Origin of the sequence: Paenibacillus tepidiphilus (assembly GCF_008635795.1) — a bacterium.
GTDB classification, from domain to species: domain Bacteria; phylum Bacillota; class Bacilli; order Paenibacillales; family Paenibacillaceae; genus Paenibacillus_AQ; species Paenibacillus_AQ tepidiphilus.
The window spans coordinates 140,572-154,330 of the sequence record NZ_VWRQ01000008.1; the positions used below are offsets into that span (position 1 = coordinate 140,572).

10 protein-coding genes are annotated in these 13,759 nt (G+C 56.9%); 5 read left to right on the top strand and 5 right to left on the bottom strand.

Features of this window, described 5'->3' with window-relative positions:
* Positions 1–119 precede the first annotated feature (119 nt).
* Entirely contained in the window at positions 120–3,086 is a 2,967-nt protein-coding gene (locus F1379_RS12560; RefSeq protein ID WP_162551145.1) for an ABC transporter substrate binding protein, read from the top strand.
* A 58-nt stretch (positions 3,087–3,144) separates the two neighbouring features.
* On the opposite strand, the gene F1379_RS12565 is transcribed toward F1379_RS12560, so the two are convergent.
* Positions 3,145–4,536, bottom strand: a complete 1,392-nt coding sequence (locus F1379_RS12565) for an aldehyde dehydrogenase (RefSeq protein ID WP_150270056.1) — start codon at positions 4,534–4,536, stop codon at positions 3,145–3,147.
* Between the two features lie 36 nt (positions 4,537–4,572).
* Positions 4,573–5,259: a Crp/Fnr family transcriptional regulator gene (locus F1379_RS12570; protein ID WP_162551146.1), complete on the bottom strand. Its 687-nt coding sequence runs from the start codon at positions 5,257–5,259 to the stop codon at positions 4,573–4,575.
* Between the two features lie 141 nt (positions 5,260–5,400).
* Here F1379_RS12570 and hcp point away from each other — a divergent pair, with 141 nt between their 5' ends.
* Both hcp and F1379_RS12580 read left to right on the top strand, forming a co-directional pair.
* Positions 5,401–7,053: a hydroxylamine reductase gene (gene hcp, locus F1379_RS12575; RefSeq protein ID WP_150270060.1), complete on the top strand. Its 1,653-nt coding sequence runs from the start codon at positions 5,401–5,403 to the stop codon at positions 7,051–7,053.
* Positions 7,054–7,251: 198 nt separating this feature from the next.
* Positions 7,252–8,106: a manganese catalase gene (locus tag F1379_RS12580; protein WP_150270062.1), complete on the top strand. Its 855-nt coding sequence runs from the start codon at positions 7,252–7,254 to the stop codon at positions 8,104–8,106.
* Between the two features lie 156 nt (positions 8,107–8,262).
* Here the strand turns inward: F1379_RS12580 and F1379_RS12585 are convergent, their stop codons facing one another.
* Both F1379_RS12585 and F1379_RS12590 read right to left on the bottom strand, forming a co-directional pair.
* Positions 8,263–9,237 (bottom strand): aldo/keto reductase, encoded by a 975-nt coding sequence (locus F1379_RS12585; protein WP_150270064.1) that lies wholly within the window; start codon positions 9,235–9,237, stop codon positions 8,263–8,265.
* Positions 9,238–9,257: 20 nt separating this feature from the next.
* Complete coding sequence (locus F1379_RS12590; RefSeq protein WP_150270066.1) at positions 9,258–10,169, bottom strand: LysR family transcriptional regulator; 912 nt, start codon at positions 10,167–10,169, stop codon at positions 9,258–9,260.
* A 97-nt stretch (positions 10,170–10,266) separates the two neighbouring features.
* Between F1379_RS12590 and F1379_RS12595 the strand changes: the two genes are divergently transcribed.
* Positions 10,267–11,169 carry a DMT family transporter gene (locus F1379_RS12595; protein WP_150270069.1) on the top strand — a complete coding sequence of 301 codons (903 nt, stop codon included), beginning with the start codon at positions 10,267–10,269 and terminating at the stop codon, positions 11,167–11,169.
* Between the two features lie 21 nt (positions 11,170–11,190).
* Positions 11,191–11,793: a flavin reductase family protein gene (locus F1379_RS12600; protein ID WP_150270071.1), complete on the top strand. Its 603-nt coding sequence runs from the start codon at positions 11,191–11,193 to the stop codon at positions 11,791–11,793.
* Positions 11,794–11,899: 106 nt separating this feature from the next.
* Here the strand turns inward: F1379_RS12600 and F1379_RS12605 are convergent, their stop codons facing one another.
* A complete protein-coding gene (locus tag F1379_RS12605; RefSeq protein WP_162551147.1) occupies positions 11,900–13,747 on the bottom strand; it encodes a flagellar assembly protein A in 1,848 nt (615 codons plus the stop codon).
* Between the last annotated feature and the right edge of the window lie 12 nt (positions 13,748–13,759).

Genomic DNA, 13,759 nt, shown 5'->3' on the forward strand with positions numbered 1-13,759 from the left:
GACGAATGAACGCGGTGCAGCAGGCTGCGCAAAAGGAGGATGGGGCCAAGGCGGCAGGAATCCGTAATTTTCGAAGAATCCCGTTATTTACTTTGCGACAGAGGAATGGGAGTGTGCGAATGGGCGTTAGGGGATTTCAGCTCAGGGTGTTGACCGGTTGGCTTGCACTATTCTTGATTATCGCCGGGGCGGCATTGCCGGGTTCTGTATATGCGAGTGCAGCCGCTGAGGCGCACCCGTTACAAAATGTGCTCATTCTGCATTCCTACCAGAAGGGCTTCGCCTGGACGGATGATCAGGGTGCGGGCATTGAGGAGCAGCTCAAAGAGGCTGGAAACGCACCGGTGATTTACAGCGAGTATATGGATTGGAAACGTTATCCCAGCAGTGAAAGCCTGGAGCATTTCTATCAGATAGTCAAGTTCAAATACCAGGACGTCCACATTGATGCCATCATCACGACCGATGACGCGGCGCTCAGCTTTGCTATGAAATACCGCGGGGACATACTGAACGATGCTCCGATTATTTTCAGCGGAATCAATGAGCTTGGGGCAGCGGGCTTGCAGGATAAGGGCAATCTGACCGGCGTCATTGAATCCATCGCACCTGCGCAGACGGTGAAGCTCGCACTGGAAATCAATCCGGAACTCCGCAAAGTCTATGTCGTGTTCGATAACTCCGAAAGCGGACTCTCGACAGGACAAATGGTCATGGAGCAGATATCCGCACTGGAACCGCAGCTGCAGGTAGTGCCGATGAACACCTTCTCCAATGAAGAAATTATGGATCAGGTCTCCAGGCTTTCCTCGGACAGCATCGTACTGATGACTACATATTATAGCGACTCTACCGGCAGAATTACCGAGTTCGAGCATTTCTCCAGCGAGCTGGCGGAGCGCAGCAGCGTGCCTGTATATCATATTTATGATTTTGGCCTGGATCACGGGGCTTTCGGCGGCAGTCTTATCAGCGGCCGGATTCAGGGACAGACAGCGGCAGAGCTGGCTCTGCGCGTTCTCTCAGGAGAGGCAGCCGGCGACATTCCCCTGGTGTCGGGCAGCAGTCTTCGGCAGGTGTTTGACTACAATGAACTGCAGCATTTCGGTATACCGGTGACCAGGCTGCCGGCAGGCAGCGAAGTGATCAACAAGCCTTTTTCCTTCTATGAAACCTATAAGGGGCTGGTGCTCGGCATTATTGCCGCGTTTACGGTGCTGGTGGTCTTTATTCTCGTTCTCTTGTTCTACGTACAGCTCGTGAAGAAGATACGGCGCAATCTTGAACAAAGCAATGAACGCTTCAATCTGGCCACTTACGGCGCGGATGCCGTGATCTGGGATGTGGATATGGAGACGATGGAGTATTACTTCTCTGACAGCTGGTATGAGCTGCTTGGCTATGAGCGCGATGAAGTCGGGGAGCGCCACGGCGGCTGGAAAAAGCTGATTCATCCCCAGGATGCCGAGGAGGAGAACCGTCAGCAGAGGCTCCATTTGGACGGTCGTACCGCGTATTACTACGCCGAGTTCCGGTTGCGGGGCAAATCGGGCGAATACAAATGGTTTCAAGCCCGGGGCAAGGTGCTGCGCAGCCCGCAGGGCGGGTATGTCCGCTTCGCCGGCTCAATGGTTGATGTGAGCGACCGCAAGGGCGTGGAGAACAAGCTGCAAATGAGCTATCAGGAGCTTGAGCAGACCTATGAGGAGCTGACGGCTCTTCAGGACGAACTGCTGGAGCAGTATAACAAGGTTGTAGAGAATGAGTCGCTTCTGCGGATCAGCGAAGAGAAGTACAGGCTGCTTGCTTATAATGACGCATTAAGCGGCCTGCCGAACCGGCTGTCGCTGACGGAAGAGCTGCAGCGCTTCATCCGCCAGCATGCCGGCGGACAGGCGGCGCTGTTCTTCCTCGACATTGATAATTTCAAATATATCAATGATACGATGGGCCACAGCTTCGGTGATGAACTGCTCGTGCAGGTCGGAGAGCGGCTGCTCGGCTTATCGAACGACAGCAGCCGGCATTTCCGCTTCGGCGGGGATGAATTTGTCATCCTGTTCCAGAACACCGGCGGACTCTCTGAAGTCATTGCCTATGCGGAGTCACTGGTGCAGGGGTTCAGGGAGCCATTCCAGCTGGAGACCAGCACCGTGCATATTTCCGCCAGCATCGGGATCGCCCAATATCCGGAGAATGGCAACAATGCCGAAGAGCTGCTCAAGAATGCCGACATTGCCATGTATAAAGCCAAGGACGCGGGCAAAGGGGTATACGTCATCTATGGACAGGATATGCAGCAGCATTTCGATGACCGGATGATTATAGAGAGTCATCTGCGGAATGCAATCGCGAACAATGAGCTGTCCCTCCATTACCAGCCGCTGGTGGATACCCGCTCGGGCGAGGTGTGGGGCTTCGAGGCGCTGATCCGTTGGCACAGTCCGGAGCTCGGGCAGGTATCACCGCTGACGTTCATCCGCGTAGCCGAGGATTGCCGGCTGATCGTTCCGATCGGTGAGTGGGTGCTGCGCACCGCCTGCAGCTTCATTAAGGGCTTGCAGGATCTGGGCTACCCTCATTACCATATTTCGGTCAACATTTCCGTCATTCAGCTGATGCTGGACGACTTTGCCGATATGGTCCTGGATGTGCTGCGGGATACGGGGCTCGCGCCGGAATTCCTGGAGCTGGAGATTACGGAGTCGATCTTTATGGAATCGTTCGAGGCGATCAGCTTGAAGCTGGAGACGCTCAAGGCGCTGGGAATCGGCATTGCGCTCGACGATTTCGGTACCGGCTACTCCTCGCTCAGCTATCTGAAGCAGCTGCCGATTACTACCCTGAAGATCGACAAATCGTTCATCGACAGCATTGATTCGCCGAATAATATGTCGCTGGCAAGCTCCATCGTCACCATCGGCCATGATATGGGATTGAATGTGACCGCCGAAGGCGTGGAGACACCCGAGCAGCTTGCATTCCTTGAACGTACCCGCTGCGACAAGATCCAGGGTTATTACATCAGCCGGCCGATTCCGCAGCAGGAGGTGGCGGAATGGGTGGCGGACCGCTGTGCCTGCTGATCCGGGTTGTGTCGGATGAACAGGCGTTCAGCTAATCCGGCCAGACCGCTGTGGCCTGCTATTTCAGCAGCTTGCGGGCCAGCTTGATTTTGTCGCCGTAAGGCGGGTAGACGACGCCCAGATCCGGCTTTGTACCCCGGTCAACAACGCTCTTGCGGTGTGAGAACACCTCGAAGCTGTGCTGTCCGTGATACCCGCCGATGCCGGAGTGCCCGACGCCGCCGAACGGCAGATGGGGGCTGGCTACATGGGAGATGGTATCATTGACGCAGCCTCCCCCGAACGAGATCCGGCCAAGCACTTCACGGCGGGTCTGCTTGTCCTCGGTGAACAGATACAGCGCCAGCGGCTTCGGACGGCTGTTAATGGCCGCGATGGCCTCATTCAGATCCTCATATTCCATAATCGGCAGTACAGGGCCGAAGATCTCTTCCTGCATGGCGGCATCGCTCCATTCTGCCGGGAACAGCAGGGTCGGTGCGATATAACGGTCTTCCGCAATCACTGTTCCCCCGAAGATCAGCTTATGCTTATCCTGCTCGATCAAACCGGCGATCCGCTGCAGCTGCCGTTCATTCACGATCCGTCCGTAATCGGGATTGCCTTGGGTGTCCTGGCCGTAGAAGTCGGCAATGCTTCTCTGGATCAGAGCAATAAGCTTCTTGGCCACAGCCTTATGGACCAGCAGATAATCCGGGGCGATACAGGTCTGGCCGACGTTGATAAGCTTGCCCCAGACAATGCGCTTGGCCGCAATCTCCAGATTGGCGGACGGGTCGACGATCACCGGACTTTTTCCGCCCAGCTCAAGGGTAACAGGGGTGAGGTTCTTGGCTGCGGCTTCCATGACGATTTTGCCGACGGGAACGCTTCCTGTGAAGAAGATATAATCGAACGGGGCGTGAATCAGCGCCCCGGTGGTCTCCTTCTCTCCTTGCACCACCGAAATATAGCGGCGGTCAAAGGTCTCCCCGATCATCTCCTCCACCACAGCGGCTACGGCGGGTGTGCTCTCCGAGGGCTTCAACACGGCGCAGTTGCCGGCGGCCATCGCCCCGATCAGCGGCTCGATCAGCAGCTGGAACGGATAGTTAAACGGGCCGATAATCAGCACAGTCCCGTAAGGCTCACTGTAAATCCGGCTGCGTGCCGGGAAGATGTGCAGCGGTGACCGGACCTTCACCGGCTTCATCCAGCGTTTCAAATGCTTCATCATGTAGCCGATGCTGTCCAGCGTAAAGCCGATTTCCGTCGCATAGGCTTCGAATTCACTCTTGCGCAGATCCTGCTGCAGGGCGGCGATAATCCGCGGCTCATACTTGCGGATCGCTTCCTTCAGCTTTCCGAGCTGCCGGAGCCGGAAATCAGCTTCCCGTGTCGCCCCCGTATGAAACCACTTTTTGTGCTCCGCCAGTAAATCCTCCGCTGCCTGCGGTGTCAAGCTTTCCATCCGCTATTCCTCCGTTCCATGAATGAGAATCCATGATTAATGTTCTGTTCGCATATATGCAGACATCGCCTTGCGATTCAGCAAGGTAACACCGGTTCCCTTGAACTCGATCCAGCCCATGCCGCGCAAATAGCCCAGCTCCCGGGACAGCGAGGGGCGTGCGGTGTTGAGATGCTCGGCCCATTCCTTCCGGCTGAAGGGCAGTGTGATGTCTTCGCTTTTCTGCTGGGCCGCCTGTTCCAGAAGAAAGCCGAGCACACGCCGGCGGAGCGAGCCGGCCGAGAGAATTTCGATTTTGCGGTTCACCAGCACCAGCCGTTCAGACAAATTCTCGATAAAGCGGGTCAGCATGTCCGTGTCGGCGGTGAACAGGCGCAGCAGCTCCGCTTTGCTGATGAACATGATCGTGCAGGGACTGGCGGCGGTTACGGTAGCGGGAACGACATTCTCCCGCCGGAACAGAACGGCTTCGCCGATGGTCTGTCCTCCGCTAAGATGGGCGATGGTGACACCGGTGCCGGTCGGATGGCTCTTCTGCACCTCAACACGGCCCTCCAGCACGATGCCGAGCCGGTCGGCACGGTCGCCTTCGGCCAGGATAAGCGCATTTTTGGGATAGCTGTGCACGGTATAGCTCATATGCTGCAGCAGCGCTTCCATTTCCTTGGCCGTTTTGCCGCGGAAGAGCAGACAGGACAGCAGGACAGCGGGATCTGGTCGCATTTTTTTCCTCCCTCGGCGAATATTTGGTAACATCCGTTACCGATTATATGGCGAAAGTCTACTACAATTAACTGTAACTGTAAAGGCAGGACGAGTGGTCGTGGCCTTCATGGATAATCCCAATCAAGGAGTGAGCGAGAGATGAGCACCATGTTTTGTTTTCAATGTCAGGAAGCGGCTAAAGGAACGGGCTGTACAATTCAGGGGGTATGCGGCAAAACCAGTGAAGTGGCAGGGCTGCAGGATTTGCTGATTTATACGCTGAAGGGCATCGCCATCTTTGCGCGCGGCGGCCGGGAACAGGGAATGACAGATGCGGCAACGGACAAATTTATCATAGAGAGCTTGTTCATAACGATTACGAATGCCAATTTCGACCCTGAAAGCATTACGGGTAAAATCAAAGAAGGACTGGCACTCCGCGACCGCTTGCGCGAGCGGCTGCAGATCGCCGGAATACAGGTTCCGCTCGCTGATCACGATGCTGCGGTCTGGAGTGCAGACAAGGAAGAGGATCTGCTGGCAAAGGCCGAAGCCGTTGGCGTACTGGCCACGGAGCATGAGGATATCCGTTCGCTGCGTGAGCTGCTGACCTATGGGCTTAAGGGTATGGCTGCCTATATGGAGCATGCGGCCGTGCTGGGCTTCCGCGATGAAGGCGCGCATGCGTTCATGGAACTCGGGCTGGCGGCTACGCTGGATGACGGCCTGGGCGGCGACGAGCTGACCGCACTGGTGCTGGAATGCGGCAAATTCGGGGTTGATGTGATGTCCCTGCTGGATTCCGCCAATACTTCAACTTACGGACATCCGGAAATCACTAAAGTAAATATCGGAGTGGGCACCAACCCGGGTATTCTGATCAGCGGCCATGACCTGAAGGATATGGAAGAGCTGCTGAAGCAGACAGAAGGTACAGGCGTGGATGTCTATACGCACAGCGAAATGCTGCCGGCCCACTACTATCCGGCGTTTAAGAAATACAGCCATTTCGTCGGCAACTACGGCAATGCCTGGTGGAAGCAGAACGAAGAATTCGCCAGCTTCAACGGTCCGATTCTGATGACGACGAACTGCATTGTGCCGCCGAAGGACAGCTACAAAGACCGGTTATACACCACCGGAAACACAGGATATCCGGGTGTGCAGCATATTCCAGCCGGCGCGGACGGCGTGAAGGATTTCTCGGCAATTGTGGAGCAGGCTAAGCTTTGTGCGCCGCCGGAAGAGCTTGAGACGGGTGAAATTGTCGGCGGCTTCGCGCATGAAGCCGTGATGAACGTAGCCGATCAGGTTGTGGATGCGGTGAAGACCGGCGCAATCAAGCAATTCTTCGTCATGGCCGGCTGCGACGGACGGATGAAGAGCCGTAACTATTACACGGATTTTGCCTCGGAGCTGCCGGGAGACACCGTCATTCTTACCGCCGGCTGCGCGAAATACAAATATAACAAGCTGCCGCTAGGCGATATTGGCGGAATTCCGCGCGTGCTGGATGCGGGTCAATGCAATGACTCCTATTCTCTCGTAGTGATTGCCCTCAAGCTGAAGGAAGTCTTCGGTCTGGACGATATCAACGATCTGCCGATTGCCTACAATATTGCCTGGTATGAGCAAAAAGCGGTGATCGTGCTGCTCGCACTGCTGCATCTGGGCGTGAAGAATATCCACCTCGGCCCAACGCTGCCGGCCTTCCTGTCGCCGAATGTAGCCAAGGTGCTGGTCGACAATTTCGGTATCGGCGGCATCGGTACCGTGGAAGAGGATCTGGAGAAGTTTCTGGCTGTTGTGTAACAGAATAATTGCGTAGCTAATCACATTTAAGGGCTGTTCTGCAGCGGTCATGCGACCGCGCCGGAACAGCCCTGTTTGCTTGGATAATCAAATATATTCAGCAAGTTAGCGGCCGGCGGGACGCGATTGAATTCTTTCGAAGAGGGTAAATTTAACGGGAGCACACATACATCTTAGGGATAAGGGAGGACTCTTGTTATGTTTTTTCATGTCAAGGAACTGCAGTATCGGGCCAAGCCTGAAAAACCTGATCCGGTCTATGCCCGTAAACTTCAAGAAGTGCTGGGTGGACAATATGGTGAAATGTCCGTCATGATGCAATACCTGTTTCAGGGCTTCAATTGCCGGGCCGAACAAAAATACCGGGATATGCTGCTGGATATCGGGACCGAGGAAATCGGCCATGTGGAGATGCTGTGTACGATGATCGCCCAGCTGCTGGACGGCGCTCCGGCCGCTGAGCTGGATGCTGCAGCCCAGGACCCGCTGCTTGCGGCTGTTATGGGCGGAATGAATCCGCAGCATCTGATTGTATCCGGTATGGGGGCTGCCCCGACTGACAGCAACGGATATCCGTGGAACAGTAAATATATTATTTCCAGCGGCAACCTGCTGGCCGATTTCCGGGCCAATCTCAATGCGGAATCCCAGGGCCTGGTACAGGTTGTACGCCTGTATGAACAGACCACCGACCCTGGCATCCGCGATATGCTCTCCTTCATGATCTCCCGCGATATCTTGCACCAGAACCAGTGGAAGGCGGCGATCGCGGAGATCGAGCAGCTGGAGGGTGTTATCGCGCCGGCCTCCTTCCCGCGCGAGCAGACGGTGGAAGCTGCAACGCGCCAGTTCCTGAACTGCTCCGAAGGCGAAGAGAGCAGCCAGGGCAGCTGGGCCAGCGGTCCGCTGCCGGATGGAACGGGCCACTTCGAGTATGTCGCGAAGCCGGTGCCTCAAGGCGGCGAGCCGTTCCTGGCGCCGCCGGCGGATCATCAGCATTCTACTTTAGGCACAGGTCCGTACATCGTTAATAAAGGTATGGAAAGCCTCTAAAGGCGTCCAGTCCACCGCAGAAGCTACAAACCAAAAGCCCAAAAGGAACGACAAACCAAAAGCATCAGTAAAAAGGCGATCCTGCCCGGTACTGCACCGGGCAGGATCGCCTTTTTGTGCGCTGCTGTCCGCCTGTGGCGGCAGGTCTGCCAACGGTCAGCTGAGCCGGTATACGGCAAACGGCTCGCCGTGGCGGAAGGGGAGGCTGGCCTGCTCCAGCCGCTCCAGTGTGCCGGCGTCCAGCCTCAGGGCGGCGCTCTGCAGGTTCTGCTGCAGCTGCTCGACCCGTGTTGCCCCGACAATGACCGTGGAAACGGCAGGACGCTGCATCAGCCAGGCCAGCGACAATGCAGTGGGCGAGGTGCCGCAGTCAGCGGCGATGGCGCTGACCGTCTTGCCCAGCTCCAGCCGCTCTGGTGTCAGGAAGCGCTGGAAGTTCGGGTCCGTCATGGCTCTGGAGCCGGCGGGCGCCTCCCCGGCGGCCGCATATTTGCCCGTGAGGATGCCTCCGGCCAGCGGGAAATAAGGGATGATGCCAAGACCCTGATCCAGACAAAGCGGCAGCAGCTCGTTCTCCGGCGTCCGGTCAGCCAGTGAGTAGCTGCACTGGATCGAGCTGTATTTCATGAAGCCGCGGGCTTCGCTGATGCCGAGCGCCTTCATCAGCTCCCAGGCGGCGTAGTTGGAGGCGCCGATATAGCGGACCTTGCCGGAGGAGACCATATCATCCAGAGTGCGCAGTGTTTCCTCCAGCGGTGTAGATGGATCGAAGGTATGGATCTGGTACAGATCGACATAATCCGTCTTCAGGCGGCGCAGGCTTCCCTCCAGCTCCAGCATCAAATGGTGACGCGAAGAACCGCAGCCGCCCGGACCCGGATGCCGGGGCAGCCCGGCCTTGGTCGCCAGCACAGCTTCGCTGCGGCGGCCTTCAAGTGCCAGTCCGATGATCCGCTCCGACTCGGTGCCGGCATAGATATTGGCCGTGTCTATGAAGTTGATCCCTTCATCCAGCGCGGCATGCACGATGGCAATGGAGACGGCCTCATCGGCGCGTTTGCCGAAGGCGTTCGTACCCAGTCCCAAAGCTGACACCTGCAGTCCGCTGTTTCCCAAACGGTTATAATGCATTGAACAGTCACTCCTCGGATTCATGATTTCTTTCCCTTAGCTGGTGGAGCGGGAACGGCGGCTTGATGGCCAATCAGGGAACTGGCGGTATCCAGGAACAGTCTCACGGCGATAGAAGCCTCCTCCAGGGAAGGGAGCGCGATATAGATATCACGGTGGGCTTCGGGTGTGAGATCCCGGATGACCACGCCTGGCGGGGCCGCCAGCACCGTCAGCTCGGACAATACCCCGATGCCCAGCCCCTCCCGGATCAAGTTCAGGGCGGTCAAATAGCCGCTCACCTCATATTTAACGTTCAGACGGCTGCCGCCCCGCGCGAACCAGTCGACTACCGGCGGTTCATAGCCCGATCTGCAGATCAGCATGGGCTCATCCTCCAGATCGGAGACCCCGATGATCTTCCGGCAGGCCAGCGGATGTTCTTCGGGAAGCACCGCATACATTTTCTCCCGGAACAGCGGCACGGTCATGAAGTCCTGAAGCGGGGCAATGACCAGACCGACATCGATGACCCGCGCCTCCAGCCATTCCTTGATCTCGGTAACCGAGCCTTCAAAGAGGCGGATTTCAATCTCCGGATACCTGGCGGCAATGGCCGACATAATCTTCGGCAAGAAGTGGGCGGCGGCGACCGGAAAAGCGCCAATCCGGATCAGGCCCTTCTCCAAACCCTTCTCGGCGGCGATTTCCTGCTCAACCTTATCGAAGCCGCCGAGGATCTCCCGGAAAATGACCAGCACCCTTCTGCCGATATCTGTCAGCATCAGTCCGCTGCGCCGGTCGCGCAGCAGCAGCTTCACACCCAATTCCTCCTCCAGAGCGGCAATGGCCCGGCTTACGGCGGGCTGGGTCATATTCAGGGCGAGACCGGCTTTGGTGAAGCTGCCGGTCTCAGCAATGTGTACGAACAAGCGAATTTGATTGTTGTTCATGTCAATTATGGTATGCACCTCATGATTATTATTCATTTCAATTATGACTGTGCTTATTGTATCATGTGAAAGATGAAAATAGAATAGAGGTGCTTTCATGAAACAAAGCAACAAAACGGTATGGCTGCTCATATTCCTGATCGCGGTCTGGGGAATAAACTGGCCGCTCTCCAAGATAGCTTTATCCTATGCTCCGCCGCTTCTGTTCGCCGGTATCCGCACAGTGATCGGCGGTCTACTGCTGGTGGCTATAGCGCTGCCCAGACGCGGCAAGCTGCAGTTCGCCAAGCTGTGGCCCTTGTATTTGAGCTCGGCGGTTCTCAGCATTGTGCTGTACTACGGGTTTCAGACTGTCGGCCTGCGTTACTTGCCCTCCGGGCTGTTCTCCGCGATAGTCTTCCTGCAGCCCGTGCTGCTGGGCATCTTCGCCTGGGCCTGGCTCGGAGAGAGCATGCACAGCCTGAAGCTGTTCGGCCTGCTGCTGGGCTTCGCCGGCGTGGCTGCTCTCAGCATCGGCGGTCTTACCGGCAGCCTCTCTCCGGCCGGCGTGCTGCTTGGGCTGGCCAGCGCTCTCAGTTGGGCGCTCGGCACCGTCTACACGAAGCGGAACGCCCGGCGGGTGGATATGCTGTGGCTGACGGCGATGCAGGTGCTGATCGGCGGTGTCCTGCTGCTGGGGGCCGGCTCGGCGGCGGAGAGCTGGACAGACATCACCTGGAGTCCTGCATTTATCGCGAATACGCTGTTCATCTCCCTGTTCGTCATTGCACTGGGCTGGCTCGTATACTTCAAGCTGATTAATGAAGGGGAAGCCGGAAAGGTCGGGGCGTTCACCTTCCTGATCCCGCTGGTATCCATCGCGGCAAGCGTTGTATTATTAGGTGAAGAGATCACGTTGAATCTGGTGATCGGTATGCTGCTTATTGTTTGCAGCATTATTCTGGTGAATGTGAACTTCGGCCGCAAGAAGGCCGCGTCAGGGCGGCAGGCGCCCCAATAAGCGAATAGGGAGAGGGAGAAGATGCATATCCGTGCGGATGCACAAACGGCCCACGACAATTACAAGCTGCTGATCGGCAGTATCCTGCCCCGGCCGATTGCTTTTGTCACAACGGTGAACGAAGAAGGCGTCGTCAACGCTGCGCCGTTCAGTTTCTTTAATATCGTCGGCGATGAACCGCCGATGGTGATGTTCTCCTGTATCCGCAAGGGCAATGGAGAGCCGAAGCACACTGCCCGCAATATCATCCGCAGCGGGGAGTTCGTAGTGCATGTAGTGGATGAGGACAATATTGCAGCCATCAACCATACCTCCATTAATGCTCCGGACGGCATCAGCGAGCTGGAGCTGGCTGGTCTTACGGCGGTGCCAAGCGAGCAGATCAAGGTCCCGCGGGTACAGGAATGCAAGGTGGCCATGGAATGCCGTCTGGTACAATCCATTGAACTGGGCAGCTCCGATCTGCTGATCGGCGAAGTCGTCGGCTTTCACATCGCCGACGAGCTGATTCACGGCGGGCGGATCGATGTGAAGAAGCTGAAGCCGGTCAGCCGGCTTGCCGGTTCGTCCTATGCCCTGATCGGGGAGATCTTCGATCTGGAACGGCCGTTGTATGAAGAATAGCCTAATCAGGCTCATTTCTTCAGTTTCTTCAAGTATCTACAAACCTGAACAGCCTGTGAATCCGCTCCGGCGGTATTCACAGGCTGTTATTTGTTTGAGAAGGCGATCACATGTAATCCTTCATATTGTGTACTGTAAACAGGGTGGCTTCATCCAGATGATCGATTGCGGCGCCGTATTCACCGACGGCCACGCCGCTGCGGTGAATGCGGCGGACGCTGATGCGCTCACCCGCAACAAGGACAGAACCTCTGGCGTCCTTGCCGCCGACCGTTTGGGCCTCGATTTGTCCGCCTGCTTCCGCAATCGAACCTGTGCAGACAGCCTCATTCTGGCGGAAACGGATATGTCCGCAAGCCGCCAGCTTGCTGCTGCAGACGCCTGCCCCGTGAATGACGAGATCGCCTCCCGAGAGAAGAGTACTTCCCCGGGCCTCGGCAATATCGATAATCACCTGGTTCTCCTCCAGCTTCGCGACCGAGTCATAGACATCCTGGAGCTGCTTCAGAAAAGAGAGCAGCAGGTCGTCGGTGATATGTCTGGAGAACTGGCCCGGGTGCAGAAAAATCTCCAGCATGCTCTTCAGCGGAGCTGTGTTGCGGGGGAAAGTGGCATCCATACCGGCCAGTATCCCCAGCAGCTCGTGGAGCCGGCGGGGGAGATGGGCATATTTGCTTTCCAGCTGCAGCATGACCACGAACCCGTATTGAACCGTCTGCTGGCGGGACTCGACATTGCGGGCGAGTTCAGCGCACGCCTCTCTCAGGCGGCTGATTTCCTGAATCAGCAGCGCAGAGCAGAAGGATAGTCGGTTATAAGTGACTCCGTAACAGCCGGAATGAAGCTGGCTGTCCGTAACCTTGCCCAGGACAAAAATACTGCCGGTAGCGGCGATAGCGGAGCTGCGGACATCGCCGTAGATGTACACATTCCCGAAAGCGTCGATGGTGGTATGCTCCGGGGTATCCCCGGTGAAGACCACATCTCCGGCAAACATCATTATTGCGCCCTCTCCCATGTCTTCAGGGATGACATAGCTCCTTGGGAAATCGACGGCAATCTCATCGCCGCCGCCCAGAAACCGCGGCCGCCCCTGCCGGAGGGCCAGCAGCTCGCCGCCGGGAAGCAGCGCCGCCTGATCCTTGTACCTGAGCTTGAAGTCATGGGAGGGCGGCGCGGGCAGAAGCCGGCCGTATACGTCAAAGCCGGGAACCCCATCTGCCGGCGGCAGCTTGCGGGCAATGATCTCTCCCAAGCGGGCCACTGGCGGGCTGTGCGGAAACCCGCCTTCTGCCCTGCTGCACCGGAATGCCCGGATAATCTCTTCGCTAAACAGCTGCTCCAGCCGCCCGTTCCGGCCCTGAAGAGGCGGCTTACCTTCAGCGATGCAGATCGGCTTATATGTTGGTTGATTCAGCTCCGAATACAGAGCGGGAATGTTCAAATGGCTCAGAAGTGGGCTATCCTTCAGTGCGGCAACCACCTGATTGACCGTCAAGGTTGACAGCAGCGCACTGCGGTCCGGCTCCGCGCGTACAGTAACTTCGTTGGCCGCACCGCAATCCGTCAGCCTCCAGGCGTACTGCTCTACACGGTAGAGTGTAAAATAAGCTCTCGTTCTATCATCGGATACTGTAATCTGATAAAGCGGCTTCTCGACAATTTCCCAGGTAAGGTCATCGGCAGAGGTAATCTCAGTGGGAGCGGTTACCGTTTGGCCCTTCAGCTTCAGGATTACAGGGTGAATTGCCGAGATTACGGCCGGCCTGCCCGCAGGCAGCGGCGGAGTGATACAGATCTGGTTATTATGTACAATAATGACGCCATTCTTGTCCTTGTCCGTATTGCCGCCGGAAGGAAAAGCTTCCGTGACCGGAAGAGGGAGCTCACTTGTCCCAAACGGCGCGGTTCGGCCGGTTTCATAGCTGGAACGCTCTACTGTGCGCTGCGGCATTGCTGTAACCTC